Annotated in this window: 15 protein-coding genes; 9 read left to right on the top strand and 6 right to left on the bottom strand. The window is 60.5% G+C overall.

Features of this window, described 5'->3' with window-relative positions; all coding sequences use genetic code 11:
• The first annotated feature begins 14 nt into the window (after positions 1-14).
• From LDP01_RS16145 to LDP01_RS16130, 4 genes are all read left to right on the top strand, one after another.
• Positions 15-320, top strand: a complete 306-nt coding sequence (locus LDP01_RS16145; RefSeq protein WP_224091443.1) for an Rv3202a family protein — start codon at positions 15-17, stop codon at positions 318-320.
• Between the two features lie 120 nt (positions 321-440).
• The gene (locus tag LDP01_RS16140) at positions 441-1,178 is read left to right on the top strand and encodes a hypothetical protein (protein ID WP_224091442.1); all 738 of its coding nucleotides are present in this window, start codon (positions 441-443) and stop codon (positions 1,176-1,178) included.
• Between the two features lie 81 nt (positions 1,179-1,259).
• On the top strand, positions 1,260-1,676 hold the full coding sequence (locus LDP01_RS16135) for an SRPBCC family protein (RefSeq protein ID WP_224091441.1): 417 nt from the start codon (positions 1,260-1,262) through the stop codon (positions 1,674-1,676).
• Entirely contained in the window at positions 1,676-2,104 is a 429-nt protein-coding gene (locus LDP01_RS16130) for a MarR family winged helix-turn-helix transcriptional regulator (RefSeq protein WP_224091433.1), read from the top strand. The genes LDP01_RS16135 and LDP01_RS16130 overlap by 1 nt, the downstream gene beginning before the upstream one ends.
• A gap of 13 nt (positions 2,105-2,117) precedes the next feature.
• On the opposite strand, the gene LDP01_RS16125 is transcribed toward LDP01_RS16130, so the two are convergent.
• The 6 genes from LDP01_RS16125 to cspE all read right to left on the bottom strand — a co-directional run bounded on the left by LDP01_RS16125 (position 2,118) and on the right by cspE (position 8,948).
• Positions 2,118-3,377 carry a plasmid pRiA4b ORF-3 family protein gene (locus LDP01_RS16125; RefSeq protein WP_224091432.1) on the bottom strand — a complete coding sequence of 420 codons (1,260 nt, stop codon included), beginning with the start codon at positions 3,375-3,377 and terminating at the stop codon, positions 2,118-2,120.
• A gap of 309 nt (positions 3,378-3,686) precedes the next feature.
• The gene (locus LDP01_RS16120) at positions 3,687-4,952 is read right to left on the bottom strand and encodes an APC family permease (protein ID WP_224091431.1); all 1,266 of its coding nucleotides are present in this window, start codon (positions 4,950-4,952) and stop codon (positions 3,687-3,689) included.
• Between the two features lie 83 nt (positions 4,953-5,035).
• Positions 5,036-5,287, bottom strand: a complete 252-nt coding sequence (locus LDP01_RS16115) for a response regulator transcription factor (protein WP_224091426.1) — start codon at positions 5,285-5,287, stop codon at positions 5,036-5,038.
• Entirely contained in the window at positions 5,208-5,924 is a 717-nt protein-coding gene (locus tag LDP01_RS16110; protein ID WP_224091425.1) for a hypothetical protein, read from the bottom strand. Before LDP01_RS16110 ends, LDP01_RS16115 begins: the two co-directional genes overlap by 80 nt.
• Positions 5,914-7,596, bottom strand: a complete 1,683-nt coding sequence (locus LDP01_RS16105) for an AAA family ATPase (RefSeq protein ID WP_224091424.1) — start codon at positions 7,594-7,596, stop codon at positions 5,914-5,916. Before LDP01_RS16105 ends, LDP01_RS16110 begins: the two co-directional genes overlap by 11 nt.
• Before the next feature lie 1,148 nt (positions 7,597-8,744).
• Positions 8,745-8,948, bottom strand: a complete 204-nt coding sequence (cspE, locus tag LDP01_RS16100; RefSeq protein WP_011773907.1) for a transcription antiterminator/RNA stability regulator CspE — start codon at positions 8,946-8,948, stop codon at positions 8,745-8,747.
• 411 nt (positions 8,949-9,359) lie between these two features.
• Between cspE and LDP01_RS16095 the strand changes: the two genes are divergently transcribed.
• The 5 genes from LDP01_RS16095 to LDP01_RS23770 all read left to right on the top strand — a co-directional run bounded on the left by LDP01_RS16095 (position 9,360) and on the right by LDP01_RS23770 (position 16,111).
• Entirely contained in the window at positions 9,360-10,442 is a 1,083-nt protein-coding gene (locus tag LDP01_RS16095) for an integrase catalytic domain-containing protein (protein ID WP_346658932.1), read from the top strand.
• Between the two features lie 228 nt (positions 10,443-10,670).
• Entirely contained in the window at positions 10,671-12,113 is a 1,443-nt protein-coding gene (locus LDP01_RS16090) for a DUF3375 domain-containing protein (RefSeq protein WP_224091423.1), read from the top strand.
• Positions 12,110-12,700, top strand: coding sequence for a DUF4194 domain-containing protein (locus LDP01_RS16085; protein ID WP_224091422.1), 591 nt, complete (start codon positions 12,110-12,112; stop codon positions 12,698-12,700). The genes LDP01_RS16090 and LDP01_RS16085 overlap by 4 nt, the downstream gene beginning before the upstream one ends.
• Before the next feature lie 2 nt (positions 12,701-12,702).
• Entirely contained in the window at positions 12,703-13,434 is a 732-nt protein-coding gene (locus LDP01_RS16080; RefSeq protein ID WP_224091421.1) for an ATP-binding protein, read from the top strand.
• Positions 13,331-16,111: an ATP-binding protein gene (locus LDP01_RS23770; protein ID WP_527249089.1), complete on the top strand. Its 2,781-nt coding sequence runs from the start codon at positions 13,331-13,333 to the stop codon at positions 16,109-16,111. The genes LDP01_RS16080 and LDP01_RS23770 overlap by 104 nt, the downstream gene beginning before the upstream one ends.
• Positions 16,112-16,134: the final 23 nt, after the last annotated feature.

Genomic DNA, 16,134 nt, shown 5'->3' with positions numbered 1-16,134 from the left:
GAAGGAGGAAAACGATGAACATCGGACAAGAGCCGGAATCGCCGCGTGAAGTGCCGGAGGCTGATGCCCTTGAGCAACAAACGCCCGTCCTCCCGGAGGGTTCCGAGGAGTTCGAACTAACGAAACCGCTACCCGATGATGCCCCTGAGGCCGATGTTCTGGAGCAGCGGACGGACGTGCTTCCTGGCGGTTCAGCGTTTACGCGGCTCGAAGGCGTCTCTGAAGCAGAGGCTGCGGAAGCAGACTATATCGAGCAGGCTCTGGCGCCCACCTTCGAAGAGGACGACGACTACCGCGAAGACAACGAGGGCGTCGGCTAGAAGCAGTCCCCCACGCCGTGCGATAAGTCATAGAAGACTTCTCCTGTTGGGGCTCATGTAACCGGTGTTACTGTCGCTCCACGCGCCTTTCGCATGGGCGCACTCTAAGGGGGCAACACATTGCACACACAACTTTCGCGCGCCGGAAAACACTCGCTTTTCGGCGGCAAATCGTCACGGGATTTTCGCAGTAAAGCACTCGGTATCACGGCCATCGGGTCACTGATGATTTTGCTTGCCGGTTGCGGTTCGGGATCCATGGGAGCTGCCGGATCGGTGAGCAGCACCACGGAATCGACGTCGGCATCTCCCTCGCCTACGCCTAGTCCAACGCCAAGCAATATCTCCGGGAAAGCCTGCACCACAGAGAAGAACACCCAATCCGTGGCCGGCGAAACATACATCTGCACCATCGATCTATCCGGAAAACTGGCCTGGCTGGACTCCGCAACAGCAACAAAGCTTTCTGATCAACGCGCGGCCGACGCTGCCGCAAAAGCCGCGGCAGAGAAGGCGGCAGCGGACGCAGCCGCGAAAGCTGCAGCGGACAAGGCAGCGGCTGATAAGGCTGCCGCAGACAAGCTCGCCGCCGACCAAGCGGCCGCTGCTAAAGCAGCCGCCGATCAAGCCGCGGCAGATCAGGCTGCTGCCGCTGCGGCTGCGAAGCCTGCCCCAGCCCCTGCCGTTCAAAGTGGTTGCGACCCGAACTACGCCGGCGCCTGCGTGCCTGTTGCGTCCGACGTCGACTGTGCCGGAGGCAAAGGCAACGGACCTGCTTATGTCCGAGGCCCGGTGACAGTGGTTGGGTCTGACATTTATGGCCTGGACAACGACCATGACGGCATCGGCTGTGAGTAGGAGCTTCTGAAACTGCCACTGGACAGGATGATCTACGCATAGATAGTCTGTGCGTAGATCATCTAGCTTTGGGAGGCAATCATGTGGGACTACGAACACAGCGTTGAAACCAGCGCGGCACCCCAGGCGCTCTGGCAGCTTTGGGCCGACGTTGAAAACTGGGGTTCCTGGAACGCCGAAATTGAACGCGTTGAGATCGATGGCCCCTTCGCGGTGGGCTCGCAAATCCTTATGACGCCACCCGGGGATGAACCCATCCAGTTGCGAATCGCTGAAGTGGTGAACGGCGAGCTGTTCGTCGACGAAGCTCGCTTTGATGAGCTGCTGATCCGAACCGCCCACCGCTTGGACAGGCTCGACGGCGGTCGAGTCCGGGTGGTCTACAGGATGGAGATCACCGGTGCGGGTGCAGACCAGGTTGGCCCCGAGATCGGGCCTGCCATTACTGCCGATTGGCCGGAGACAATGGCTTCACTCGTCGAACTCGCCCAGCGCTGATGCCGCTCAACCCGGGCGAGAGTCCCGGTTTCCTGCTGTGGCACGCAACCTTGCGCTGGCAACGCGAGGTTGCTGCGGCGTTGGCTCCGATCGGCCTCACTCACGTTCAGTTCGTTTTGCTCGCCTGCACCTGGTGGCTCAACAAAGAAGGCGAGCATCCCAATCAGCTCGCCGTTGCCCGCCAGGCCGGTACCGACGTGAAAATGGCCTCGCAGGTGCTCCGGACCTTGGAGGTGAAGGGTCTCATTGAGCGGGAAGTCGATCCCTCGGATACCAGGGCAAAACGGCTACGTGTTACTGAAGCGGGCTCCGAATTGGCTCCACGTGCGATCGCCGCCGTGGAGCTCGCCGATGCCCAATTCTTCGAGCCGGCGCCCGTCGGTGACCTGGTGGCGCTGCTGAAAAAGCTGGCGCACCCGAGCGATTGATCGCGGACCCTGGCTAGCCTTCGCCCAGACGGCGCTGGACGTCGAGGAGGAACTTGGTGCCGGCGTCGGACAATTCACGCTCATACTGGCCCCATTTTTCGGAGCCCCAAAGCCTTAGGCAGTGGAATGCGCTTTGGACGACCTGCTCCAATTCGCGAGCTACTTCAATGGGTATATCGGCGCCGTTCATCAACCGGAGGCCGCGCTCGTTGAGCGCCAACTGGACTACTTGGGCACTCAGGTTCCGTGGTGGGCGATTACCGGATAATTCCCAGTGCAGTTTGAGTTGGGTAACGACATCCAGTCCCGCACCGTCAGGTGATGCCAAACGGTCAGCAATGTAGTGCCACAACATTGCTGGCCTGTTTACCAGTTTTCTACCCGCTGGGGTCAGGACGAGCCTGCCCTTGTTCTTTCGCAGGAGTTTCCATTCCTGCAAGTGTTGGCGGACGATGCGTACTGGGGCCACGTTGTACTCCGTGGAACTACTTCCGTGCCAGACCTCCTGCCATCCCAATTCAGCCATTGCCCGCTTGACCACAATCGGCTTCAGGTAGCCAGCCGATGTCAGCGGGAATCCGTCAAGCTCCGCCTCCTTCAAGAACCAAAGAGCTGGCCCCAGAACAAATTCCATCTCGTCAGGGGCTACCTCACCTGGCCAGAGCCGCTGCGCCAAACGAGTCAGTTGCCCATTAACAGCATCAAGGTCGAAAGCGTGGGCGTCGAACTTTGATGCCTTCTCCTGTGTTACCAGCTCAAGCCACTCAACAGCTTCCGTATGCTCTGGGTGCTTTGGATCTCCGACCACCCGCACAACGTTGGCGTAGCCATGCACTCCCCCTGAATCCTCGATTGGGCCACGCATTGCGCCGCCGGTGCACGTGATGGTCGATTCCTGAACCAATGCGGGTCCCACGACTTCGATTTCATGAGTCCAGTTGTCGCCAAAGTCGTAGTCGTATTCAAAGGACGACTTCCCAGGCTGGCTTGAGTCGAACAACTCGCCCAGTTCTACGCCGCTGGCCTCCTCCGAGCCTTCAAGTGGGTCGTCGTCTTCGGCGATCCTGGTGATGATCCGTTTCTTGCCCGCCCGGTCATGGCCGGCCACGGCGTAAAGATGTGCGTTCTTCCAATCGAATGCGCATTGAATCGCGCTGTGCAGATCGGCAACGGTGGCGCTCTCCGGGAGAACGAGCTGCCGCCAAATCAGCGGGTCCGTCTCACTAAGGGAAATACGAAGCTCGACGGCGGGGACTTGGATGGGTGACTCCATGCGCCAATTCTGCCAGTGGTCTTTGAGCGGGGCGCAATCGCGTCACACCACCTAGTCCGTCCCTGCGAACACTCATTTTTGGATTGAGGCACCCTCGATACCCTGAATTTGCCCGTATATGAGCACCTAGAGCGAACGAAAGAACACCTAGGCCGCTATTCCCGGCCATAGTCTCCTCTTGTGCCTTCGGGACGGGAAACCCGGTGTCCGGCGGGAACCCCACTCGTCCCAGGCGAAGGAGGCACAACGGCACGGCTCCACCTAAGAACCCCCAGGTGGAGTCGTGCCCAGCCGGTTTCCGGCGTAGGCCTATCGAAGGCTGGAGGAACTCCGGCGCAACCGGATCACCCTGAACACGATGCCCACCACGAACATCAGCACACCCAGACCGACAGATAGCGGCGGCAGTGTCGCAACCAACGCCACGCAGGCAACAGCTCCAGCCACTTGAAGTGCTTTCGGATACCGGCGGTCCTCGGCAGGCTGGGTGAAGGCCGCGATATTTGCAACCAAGTAATACAGCAGCACACCGAACGACGAGAAACCGATGGCGCCCCTGAGGTCAGCCACGGCAATAATCAGGCAAATTGCTACGGCGAGCGTCGTTTCGGCCCGGTGGGGAACCTTGTAGCGAGGATGAACGGCCGCGAGCCAGTGCGGGAGGTCGTGTTCGCGGGCCATCGCCAGGCTCGTCCTGCCCAGCCCTGCGATCAGCGCGAGGAGGGCCCCCAAAGAGGCGACTGCGGCTCCGATCCGAACAATCGGAGCTGCCCAAGGCATCGCACCAGCCGTGACAGCGTGGGCGAGGGGTGTCGGGGTCCCGGAAACACCCTCGGGTCCCAGCGCCGCCAACAACGTGACCGCTATGAGGGCATAAATGACGATGGTGATTCCCAGGGCGATCGTGATTGCCCTGGGAATGGTGCGGCGAGGCTCGCGAACTTCCTCCCCCATGGTGGCAATCCTTGCGTAGCCGGCGAAGGCAAAGAACAACAGCCCGGCCGACTGCAAGATGCCGTACCAACCGTGTGCCAGCAGACCCTCCCCCACAAAATTGCTGAAGTCAGGTCCCGAACCACCCCAAACGGCGGCCAGGGCTATCGCCAAAGCGGTCAGGACCGCGATCACCAAGATTCGGGTAAGTCCCGCCGTTCGAGTCACCCCGTGATAGTTCACAGCCGTCAAAATTACGACGGCGGCAATCGCCACCGGGCGCTCCCAACCTGCCGGTGCGGCATAGGCCGCGAAGGTCATCGCCATGGCCGCGGCGCTGGCCGTCTTGCCGATTACGAATCCCCATCCAGCCAGGAAGCCATACCAGGGCCCAAGCCGCTCCCGTCCGTAGACATATGTTCCGCCGGAGGTGGGGTATCTGGCAGCCAGTTGCGCGGAGGACGTCGCATTGCAGAAGGCCACGAAGGCCGCGACAACCAGGCCAATCAGCAGCCCGGATCCTGCAGCCGCCGCGGCTGGTGTGAAGGCCGCGAAAACCCCGGCGCCGATCATGGAGCCTAAGCCAATGAGGGAAGCATCGAAGGTGCCGAGGCGGCGGGCCAAGGCCGGGGAATTGCTCACGAGAACCCTTCACGCATCAAGGTCTGAGCTCTGCCGGTGTCACCGGAGACTCGTACTGAAAGATGCGTTCAGCCTAACGTGAGTCAGCGTGCTGCCATTGAATTGCCCACGAGGATGAAGAGGCCATTACGTGAGGTTGCGCCGGTTTTTCGCAGGGCGTTGGAGATGTGGTTTTCCACTGTTCTCGCGCTGATCCCAAGATGTTCAGCAATCTCAACGTTTGAGCGATGTCCTGCCAACGCAGCGACCTCAATTTCACGTTCGGTGAGTGGCGTCGTCCTGAAAGTGTTGAACGAGAGTTGCTCGTTGGTTGTGGGAAATCTTGCCGCGAACATCGAGGAAGCTTCGGCCATGGGCCTCGGCCGCCGCGGTGTTTCCCTCCAGGACGTGGCGCTTGAGGGCACCTCGAAGGAGCATGCCGATCTGATAGTTGTCGGCATCCAATTCGTAGTGTTTCAGGAGGAGACCAAGCAGCTTGTGATCGCCTTCCACAACGGCGGTGGCAACGGCCATCATCTGGTCGTGAGCCGTTACACCGCTGTCCCGCAGGATCTTGCGCAGCAGATCCAGTACCGGGGCACCGGGACACAGGCATGTACATAGGAGTGCTGTCATGGTTGCTTCCAGAATGTAGCCGCTCTTCATCTGGCGTTTGATGAGCTTGACTGCATGCCGGTCAAAAACCGACGGCTGGGTAGTTTCTGCGGAAACGAGCTCATGTACACCCTTGCCGATACCGGGCAACGGACCAACATCAGGAACCTCACTCCGCGCCTGCGACGCGATGGACAGCGCTGGCGAGATCGCCGTCGTCGCATGCCGTAGGCCTGCGAGCCGCAGCATGGCGTCGTAAAGGACATCGACGACGAAGCCGGGACGGCCCATGGCAAAGACGCTGCTCATGAGGTACTCGGCTTCCTCGAAGTAGCCGCGGTACAGCAGACCGTGCGCCGCAACATAGCTACTGGCCACGACTCCGAACTGATCGAGATTTCGGCGGGCCCTCGGCACGCCAATCCAGCGCGAAGACCAAGGAGTCCTCGATCCTGCCTGCTGCAAAAAGCGCGAAACCGTGAAGAAACGGGCGAAGATGCGGGAAGGCGTCGTCGTCCTCAGCCTTCTCTGTCACGTCGAGGACCTTACCCGGCTGAAAGCGATACAGCTCAAGCAAGCTTTTGACGAGTCCTTCCAGGCCCAGCGGTTCATGCTCAGAGCCCTCGGCGGAAGGTTCGACACTTGGCGGAATCCGACCATGCGAGGCGTTGATGAAGAGGATCGCGGCCTCGGCCGTAGAGGCCTGTTCCGGGTTCTGCTCGGCGAATCCATTCAGGATGTCCACTGCCGCACTCACGCCTTGCCCTGAGTAGATTGCAAGGAAAGCCTTGGTGATCGCGAGGAAGAGAACGTCATTGGGGTCGCCGTTGAGCGTTGACGTCTCCTGGCAGACGCGGGTTGCCCGCATAACGTTCACCGGCGCTCCCCAGTAAACCCTGAGCAGAGCGGCAGCATTGGTCGCGGACTTGTTCGCTTGCCATCGTTCATAGCGCGTGCGTTCGCGGCCCGCACTGTGATCGTGAAAATGCCGGGCGGTTACGGCGTCATCGTTTCCCTTTTCGAGCCGCAAGGACCCCAGCACCCGGGATAGGCAGTCAGCAGTGGTGGAATTGCCCTGCGCAGTTTGAGGCACGCCCTCAAGTGCACCAGCAATCTTGTTCCGCAAGAGGTGCCGGTCCCTGAGCGTCTTTTGGCCCCGGAAATAGTCTGCGATGACTGGCGGGCTTATCGCCGCGATCGGTCCATTGTGGTGATCGTCCATGACTGACAGGAATCCCCGCCGTTCAAGGCCTTCCAGCACATCGGGCTGAACCACCTTTTGAAGAACGTCTACACGGGCGGTGCCAAGGATTGCCATAGTGTGCAGGGCAGTGACTTCTTCCGGTTCCAGGTCCGCCAGCAGCTCTTCGAGGGTTCCTCGCAGATGCTCGTTCCAGAGGCTGTCACCTGTCATTTGCCACTGCCGGCCACGCATAACCAGCAGGTCGCTTAAGGCCGCGGTCTCCGTAATGCGGACGATGAGCCGAGGGTTGCCGCCGGACTTGGTCAGGATTCTGGCTGTTGTGTCGGCATCTGCAGCAGCCCCCAGCACCTGCGTCACCAAAGTGTGTACCTGCTCAAAATGGAGTGGGTTCAGTTGCAGCAAAGCTTCGCGGCCACTGTTCATGACGGCCAGTTGACCTCTTGAGATCGAGCCGCTGTCCGGAGCCGTGACGATCAGCGGACAATCGGACCTGCGCCGAACGGATTCCAGGACCGCCAGCGATTCGATGTCCAGCAGATGGATGTCGTCCACTATCAGGACGTGCTTTCCAGGCTTGGATATCTGGCTTGAGAGCGCATCTGCCATATCCATAACTCCGCTGCGGCCGGGCCGAAGCTCTAAACCCAGGCTCTTGATGGCTGCATACGGAATTGAGCGATGCGTCCGAAGGCCGCTGACTAAGTGGATTGCGATGCCGGTTTTTTCCAGGTTGGCCACGACATTTTGCAGCACCGTGGTCCTGCCGCTTCCGGGGGCTCCAATAATCCGCACGCTTATGCCGCGGCCAACGAAATCGAGGATGCGCTGAACCTCAGAATCGAACACTCGATCCAACCTTCTGTTTCTGTGGATGACCGACATGCGGCTCACTTCGCAGGTTAGATTTCGGAAACGGGACTAGGTGGCAAAACAGCCTTGCACAGGCCGCTTAAGGCCCGTCTAGGTGGCGATTCTGGCAAAAATGAGTGCTCCCGCGACTCGCCTAGGTGCTGAGCCTGCTTCGAATGAGCTATTGGGAAAGAGTCGTTGGCAGTCTGTTCGTCCATGGAAGGCCCTCGGTTTCGTAGTTGATATCAACCACGCTACGGACGTTCGAAGGTGAGTTACAGGGGTGTAATTCGCTATGTGGATATATCTTCTAAGCATCTTTTCTGGATGAGAATATATCTACTACAAACGCGATGACCGCGAGCGGGCGGAGGCTCCAGCCTGCTCAGATCGCAGCGGCAGCCATCGCCACATTGCTGCTGTGCAGGCACCCATCGAGATGCCGACGACCGCGGCCACGACAAGGTGCTCGGTAAGCCAGTCCTCCGGCGCATTGCCAGCCTGATATGACAACCGCATACTGACGGCCCAGGCGACGCCCGTGACTGCAGTCCATATAATCCCAACTTTGGCGGACCACCGGGCGGCCCACCATTGCCCCAGGCCGAGTACCAAGCCTCCTAGACCTGCCATGAGCGGCCACCCCACGGCGTCTGGAAGCATGTCTCCAAAACTGTGCGCCGCCAGCAAGGACACAGTGGCCCCAAGGATCCACCGCCAGGCGCGTAGTCCGGACCGCCTCAACAGCACTGCTTGGAGACCACCAACTAAGAGCCCGGTGGCAATGCCGTTCACCAGCGCTCCGGCCGGGTTGAAGTTGAAGGAGTCACCGTTATTGGGCGGCAGGGCGCCAGGGAAATGGAACAGGACACCCGACAGCACTACGCTCAAGGCCGTAGTGAGGAGCCATAGTAAAGGAAAGACCCATGGGGAGCGGGTTCCTAATCTTTCGTTGCCCATGCAGCACCCTCTTATCCAGGACAGGCTGGCAAACAAGCCAAACCCGACCCATCATTCTGCAGCTAGCAGTAATTATGGCGGGCGGCGTGCGAAGGGCAAGGGCCCCCGGGGCTGAGATGGCCCCAAGGCACAAGAAAAAGCAGGGCCGGTCAATGACCGGCCCTGCTTTTTCGTTTATCCGAAGACTAGATAGCCTGGATGTTTACTGCCTGGGGACCCTTGGGGCCCTGCTCGACGTCGAAGGAAACCTTCTGGTTCTCTTCGAGGGAGCGGTAGCCCGAGGAGTTGATCGCAGAGTAGTGAGCGAAAACGTCCTGGCTGCCATCTTCAGGAGAGATGAAGCCGAAGCCCTTTTCGGAGTTGAACCATTTCACGGTACCTGTAGCCATTTTTTCAGTCCTTACTGAAGGTGGAGATGCTCCCGACTTTCGGGTCTCCGGTGTGGGGTGTTCTCCACCGTTACTTCAGAAGGTCGCGATCCAGATGGATCACGGGGACTGCCTGAACTACCAAATGCCAAACACAACAACACCGTCAAGTTTACATAGATCTGAGCAGATAGCTAGTGGGCGCGTTGACTCATTGAAAACCTCCGCGTAGCCGGATACGTTGCCTCATTTGAAAACCTCCGCGTAGCGGCGTGGTTCGCAAGGGTGGCGGCGGTCGGGGGCTATGCCCGTTTTCATGGAGCTAACGATGGCCCAGCGGCAAGCTGTGACGAAGAAGAAAGCCCTCGCGTATAAGGGTGCTGATCGTGCCGGGAAGTCCCGGATCCTGAACGAACTGGCCGACCTGACCGGATGGCACCGCGACTACGCCCGGGCGGCCTTGCGGGATGCCCTGGTATTGAAGATCGTCAGGCCACGCCCGGGCAGGACCCCGGTGTACGGGGCCCTGATCTGCTGCCTGCCCTCATCAAATGCTGGGCCGTGCTGCGCGCCCCTGCCGGCAGGCTGCTGGCCCCGATGCTGCCTGTCCTGGTGCCGCTGCTGCGCCGGGACCGGGAGCTTGAACTGACCGATGGGCAGGCCGGTCTGCTGATCCGGATGAGCGCAGCGACCATCGACCGGAAACTCGCGGGCGAGCGGGCGAAACTTTTCCCGCGGGGACGGTCCCATACCAAGCCGGGCACGCTGCTCAAATCCCAGATCCCGGTCCGCACCTGGGCCGAATGGGATGACGCCGTCCCGGGGTTCGTGGAGATCGACCTGGTGGGCCACGAGGGAGGCAACAGCTTCGGCGAGTTCTGCTGCACCCTGACGGTGACGGACATCGCCACGGGCTGGACCGTGAACCGGTCGGTGCGGAACAAGGCCGCCAAATGGGTCTTCGAGGCGCTCGAACATGTCACTGCCGTGTTCCCGTTCCCCATCATCGGCATCGATTCAGACAACGGTTCCGAGTTCATCAACGAGCATCTGCTGGCCTACTGCCACGCGCACGAGATCACCTTCACCCGCTCCCGGCCCGGCAACAAAAACGACGGAGCCCACGTGGAGCAGAAGAACTGGGCCCGGGTCCGGGAACTGGTCGGCTACCTGCGCTACGACACCGCCGAGGAACTGGCCAAACTCAACGAGATCTGGGAGCTGGACCGTGTCTTCACCAACTACCTGCTGCCCCAGCAGAAACTACTCTCCAAGCAGCGGCACGGCGCGAAAGTCACCAAGAAACACGACGCCCCCGCCACACCCCACCAACGCGCGATCCGGCATGAACGGATGCACAAACGCCTGGTCATCCAGATGAACGCCGCCTTCAAAAGCATCAAGCCCGGAGCCCTCTCACGCCAGATCCTGGCGCTCACCGGACAGCTGGAAACACTGGCCCTGGCCAAGAAACCAGCACCCCTCAAACCCGTAAACCGCGCCTGGAACCACTAGGCCTCCCGGAGGCACTTCACCGAGGCAACGAACCCACCCATCCGGAGGTTTTCAAATGAGGCAACGTATTACTCTTCCCGGAGGTATTGCAATGAGGCGACAGGGTGGGACGTCAGATTAATCAATCCGATGGGCCAGAGGACGAGAACAAACTGTCGGACATCTGGCTTAGCCTTTGAAGCAGGAAACCAGCTCAAAGCCAGCACGGACCAATCATCGAAGGACCAAATGGACTACTACGCGATCAACACTCTGCGTGAAAGCCATGCAGGCTGGGCACTCCTCCGAGCGCAAAACGCGCCCCTCGCCCTGCACTTCTTCATGTCCGCCTTCACTGATCCCAATCAACGAAACGTCGGCCGTCAGCAGTTGGTCGACGTTCTGGACGATGTCCTGTTCGGCGTGCGGGAGTCTTATGGCGAGGATAAGTTCCCGCGCAATGCAGCGGAGTACCTGGACGACTGGGCGGCGCCGGAACGTGCTTGGCTGCGCAAGTACTACGTCCAGGGCGAAGACGAGCCGCATTACGATCTCACGCCTGCGGCCGAAGACGTGGTGAGATGGGTCGAGAGCCTTAAGGGCCGCGAGTTCGTGGCCACGCAGTCCAGGCTGACGAGTATCTTCGCGGTCCTGAAGACCCTGGTACAGCAGTCGGAGACAGACCCGGAAGTGCGTCTTGCTGAACTTCAACAGCAGCGGGACCAAATCGACAAAGAGATGCAGCAGATCCGGGACGGCAACGTGAAGGTGATGACTGCGCCGGAGGCCCTGGACCACTTCCAGCAGCTAACCGCTTTGGCGAAAGATCTGCTCTCGGACTTCCGGGAAGTCGAGCAGAATTTCCGGAAACTGGACCGCCAAGTACGCGAGCAAATTGCTACGTGGGACGGCAGCCAGGGCGAACTCCTCGACTCGATCTTTGCCAACCAGCAGGACATCGGAAGCTCACTCCAGGGCCGCACCTTCCAGGGTTTCTGGGACTACCTGATGTCCCCGCAGCTCAGGAGGGAACTCAACGACCTCCTTCACAGGGCCACGCAGATTGAGGCCTTGTCCCGCATGGACAACCTCCACACCATCACCAACCTCCACCAGGACTGGCTGCCGGCAGTGGAGCAGACCCAAAGCACAGTCAGGCAACTGTCGCAGCAAATGCGACGACTTTTGGACGACAAAGTCTTCCTTGAAAACAAGCGCATCATGCAACTGATCCGCAGCATCGAGGCGAGCGCGCTGGACCAACGGGACCAGCCGCCGTCGAACTTTGTCATGGAGATTGAGGCGCCGTCCGTGGACGTCGCCTTGCCGTTCGAGCGGCCACTTTATGAGCCGGGCAGCCGCGTGATGGTGATGGACGAGGTGGTAGCTGCGGATGACCAGGAGCTGGATGCCAGCGCGCTGTTCAGCCAGTTCCATGTTGACAGGGAGCGCCTGAAGTCCAACATCGAAAGTGTCCTTGAGGAGTCGGACCAAGCGACGCTGGCAGATATCACAGCCGCACACCCGTTATCGCAGGGCCTCGCGGAGGTGGTGGCGTATTACCAGCTTGCTGCAGAGTCGGACTGGGCAAGCATCGATCCCGAAAGCACGCAACAACTAACGTGGCAGTTGGAAGACGGCAGCACCCGGGAAGCAACCATCGAGCAAATCATCTTTGTGAGGCCGGCATGAACATTGCAAGCGAAACCACTACGTCGGACGAGCTGCCGGCGGTTGTGACCAAGCTGTTCAAGGGCGTTGTGTATGCGGAAACTGACGAGAAGGTGTGGCAGTCGCTGCTCACCTTGACATCGCAGGTGCGCGATTACGTGGCCGTGCTGGGGCTGAACCTGATCCTTGATGAGTCGGAGGGCTACGCCTTCCTGAAATCGCGTGAGGATCCCGAAGGCACGCTCCCCCGGCTTATCCCCCGCAGGCAACTCACCTTCGATGTCAGCCTGTTGCTCGCCTTGCTCCGGAAGCGGCTGCTGGAATTTGATACGAACAGCAGCGAACTCCGCCTGATCATGACGGAAGAGGAGCTGAGGGACATGGTCTCGGTGTTCTTACCGGAATCGAGCAACGAGGCAAGGATTCTGGACCGGTTGAGCACCAACATCAAGAAGGTGGTGGAGCTCGGTTTCCTGCGAAGGCTCCGCGGCGAAACGGGCACGTACGAGGTAGCGCGGATTTTGAAGGCGTACGTTGATGCGCAGTGGCTGGAAGAGTTCGACGCGCGGCTGGCCGACTATCGCGAATCACTCACCGGGAGTAAATGACCATGAGCACTGATGTTCAGGACAGCCTCTTCACGCTGGAGGAACAAGCGCACGACGGCGCTCTACCGCCCGGGTTCAGGCTGCAGCGTTTGGAGCTGCTCAACTGGGGCACGTTCCACGGCGGCGTGCGCACGTTCCGTTTGGATGGGGCGAACAGCCTGCTGACAGGCGACATCGGCTCGGGTAAGTCCACGGTGGTGGATGCGATCACCACGCTTTTGCTCCCCGCCAACCGGATTGAGTACAACAAGGCCGCAGGTGCCCAGAAGCGTGAACGCACGCTGATGTCCTACGTCAGGGGCTTCCACAAGAGCACCCGCAGTACGGGCGGCGAGTACTCCAAGCCTGTTGCGCTGCGAGCGCCGGGCACGCTCACGGTGGTCCTTGGCGTCTTCCACAACGACGTTGTGGACAAGACGATCACGCTGGGCATCACCTTGTGGACCATGCAGGAAGCCGGCCAGCCCACGCGTTTCTATTCCCTGGCCGAGACGGAGCAATCAATCGCCGAGGACTTCTCCAACTTCGGCCAGGATCCGGCCAAGCTGAAGAAGAAACTCCGCGCGGCCGGGGGTGAGCGTCCACGATACCTTCGACCCTTACGCTGCGGCCTTCAAGCGGCACTTTGGCATCAGCGGCAACCAGGCCATGGATTTGTTCCACCGCACGGTTTCCATGAAGCAGGTGGAGAACATCACCCACTTCGTCCGCACCAACATGTTGGAGGACGATGACGTGGAGGCACGGATCACCAAGCTGATCAGCCATTTCGACGATCTCAAGAAGGCACATGAAGCCGTGGTCCGCGCAAAGGACCAGATCGAGATGCTCAAGCCGATCCGGGAAAGCGCAGCCACCCATCAGAAGCTGAGCTCGGAAGAACACCAGGCCCGCCAGCAACGTGACCAGCTGCATCCATGGTTCACCGACCAGCAGCTCAGGCTGAGCCTTGAACACCAGGCTGAGCTGGAGCAGACAGGTCAGAAGCTCCGCGAGGACAGCACCCAATTGGCCTCGGACATGGCCCGGCTTCGCCACGAACTCGCAATCGTCCAAGAGGATATACGCACCAGTGGCGGCGGCAGGCTGGCCGCCATCGACGCCGAAGTCGCGCAGCTTGAAGAGACGGCCCAGACGCAACGCAAGCGTTTCGAGCAGTACTCAGCTGCCGCCGTCGAGCTTGGGTTGAACGCTCCTGAAGACCGGGTTCTGTTCGATGCGAACCGGGCCCGGCTGGGCGAGGTGGAACAGAGCCTCGCGGTCAGGGCGGCGGAGCTGCAGGAGCGCCGCACCGCCTTCCATTCAGAACTCAACGAGCTGGCGGCGCGCAGGGAGAACATCGACGCCGAGTTGGCGAGCCTTGGTTCCCGGCCCACGTTGCTTGAGCGCCCGCAGCTGGAGCTTCGGCGTCGTATCTGCGAGGGCACTGGCATTGCCGAGTCCGCACTCCCCTATGCGGCCGAGCTGCTGCGCGTCCGCGAAGGCGAAGCCGAATGGGAAGGTGCCGCTGAGCGGACGCTGCGGGGCTTTGCGCTGTCCCTGTTGGTTTCGGCGAAACACTACGCTGCGGTGAGCTCGTGGGTTGACGCCAACGATCTCAAGGGCAGGCTTGTCTACCGGAAGGTGGGTGACTCGTACTCGTCACGGCCGCCTGCACCGGGGACCTTGGGGGCGAAGATCGCCATCAAGCAGGGCACGCCGTTCCGCGATTTTCTGCTGGATGAGCTCAGCACGCGGTTCGACTACATGTGCTGCGACACCATGGAGGATTTCCGCAGGTATCCCAAGGCGCTCACCATCAACGGGCAGTTGAAGGGCACCCGCGGCCGGCATGAGAAGGATGACCGCAAGGGTCTCATGGACCGGCGCACTTTCGTGCTGGGCTGGGACAACCACGAAAAAATTGTCCGGATCCGTGCCGAACGCGACGACGTCGATGGCAAGCACCGCAGCGTCGGTACCCAGTTGGCGAAGGTGGATACGTCTCTTGGTGACGTGGGCCGGTTGCGGCAGTTGCTGGGCAACGTCGGGTCCGTGGCTGAGTTTTCCGAGATCAGCTGGAAGTTGACCGCCCGCAAGGTCCAGGAACTGAAGGACGAGAAGCTCGAGCTCCAGTCGGGCAGCAGCGTATTGCAGCAGCTCACCGCGAAGGAGTCGGAGGTTTCCGGCCGCATTGAGCGGCTGCAAGAGCGGTCGGACAAGGTCCAGCAGAGGCTCGGCGCCAACGAGAATGCGGCGCGGGATATCGCGGCAGCTATTGAGGAATGCCGGCTGACGCTGACGGATCAACCGCTAACGGACGACGACGGCGTGTTGGCGGCAGTAGCCCAGCTCACCGCAGCGGCACTCGGTGACAAGGAACTCACCTACCGGAACACGGGTGCCGCTGAGAGTTCCGTTCGATCGGGGCTGACGGCGAGGATTGACGGGCTGACCAAGCGCATCGCGAATGCTGCCGCCACCACCGTGCGGCTCATGGCTGACTTCCGCAGCAAGTACCCCAACGAAACCACGGACATAGATGCAACCCTGGAAGCCGCGGATGAGTTCAACCGGCTCCTTGAACAGCTGGAGTGCGATGACCTGCCCCGGTTCGAGGCGCGATTCAAGGACTCGCTGACGCATAACACCATCCACGAGGTGGTCGCTTTCAATGCTTTCCTGGACAGCAGGCGGCAAGACATCGTGAACCGGATCAGCGAGATCAACCAATCATTGGCGGAGATCGAATACAACCCGGGCCGGCACATCCAGTTGGAGCACCAGAGCTCCACGGATCTTGATGTGAGGCAGTTCGGCATTGACCTGCGAGCCTGCTCTGAAGGAACCATCGGCGATGACGATCAGTACTCGGAACAGAAGTACCTCCAGGTGGAGCGGCTGATCGAACGCTTCCGGGGTCGCGAGGGCTACAGCAGCTTGGACGAACGCTGGACGGCCAAGGTCACTGATGTGCGGAACTGGTTTACCTTTTCGGCCTCGGAGAGGTGGACGGAGACCGGCGAAGAATTCGAACACTTCACGGACTCCGGCGGCAAGTCCGGTGGGCAGAAGGAGAAGTTGGCCTACACGATCCTGGCGGCGGCCTTGGCGTTCCAGTTTGGGTTGGCGGCTGGGAAGGGAGCTGCCCGGGGCGCTTCGGGCGGCGCCGGCAAGGGCAGAAGCTTCCGTTTCGTAGTGATTGACGAGGCCTTCGGCCGGGGCTCCGACGAGTCCGCACGGTATGGCATGGAGCTGTTCCAACGCATGAAGCTGCAGTTGCTGATCGTCACACCGTTGCAGAAGATCAACGTCATCGAACCTTTTGTGGCGCACGTGGGCTTCGTAGCCAACACCAACGGGAACGACTCCCAGCTTCGGAACATGACCATCACGGAGTACCGCGAAGAACGGCAGAAGCGTGCCGGGTAAGTCTGCGCGGTCCCGCTGGACGT

Source organism: Arthrobacter sp. StoSoilB13, assembly GCF_019977255.1.
Taxonomy (GTDB): Bacteria; Actinomycetota; Actinomycetes; order Actinomycetales; family Micrococcaceae; genus Arthrobacter.
This window is presented reverse-complemented; position numbering and strand designations above follow the sequence as displayed.

Bases quoted from the DNA above. Each gene is read 5' to 3' on its own strand.
- LDP01_RS16125 (WP_224091432.1), bottom strand. From the start codon at position 3,377: ATGGAGTCACCCATCCAAGTCCCCGCCGTCGAGCTTCGTATTTCCCTT.
- LDP01_RS16080 (WP_224091421.1), top strand. From the start codon at position 12,703: ATGAGCACTGATGTTCAGGACAGCCTCTTCACGCTGGAGGAACAAGCG.
- LDP01_RS16095 (WP_346658932.1), top strand. From the start codon at position 9,360: ATGGCACCGCGACTACGCCCGGGCGGCCTTGCGGGATGCCCTGGTATT.
- LDP01_RS16115 (WP_224091426.1), bottom strand. From the start codon at position 5,287: ATGTTCGCGGCAAGATTTCCCACAACCAACGAGCAACTCTCGTTCAAC.
- LDP01_RS16135 (WP_224091441.1), top strand. From the start codon at position 1,260: ATGTGGGACTACGAACACAGCGTTGAAACCAGCGCGGCACCCCAGGCG.
- cspE (WP_011773907.1), bottom strand. From the start codon at position 8,948: ATGGCTACAGGTACCGTGAAATGGTTCAACTCCGAAAAGGGCTTCGGC.
- LDP01_RS16090 (WP_224091423.1), top strand. From the start codon at position 10,671: ATGGACTACTACGCGATCAACACTCTGCGTGAAAGCCATGCAGGCTGG.
- LDP01_RS16130 (WP_224091433.1), top strand. From the start codon at position 1,676: ATGCCGCTCAACCCGGGCGAGAGTCCCGGTTTCCTGCTGTGGCACGCA.
- LDP01_RS16085 (WP_224091422.1), top strand. From the start codon at position 12,110: ATGAACATTGCAAGCGAAACCACTACGTCGGACGAGCTGCCGGCGGTT.
- LDP01_RS16145 (WP_224091443.1), top strand. From the start codon at position 15: ATGAACATCGGACAAGAGCCGGAATCGCCGCGTGAAGTGCCGGAGGCT.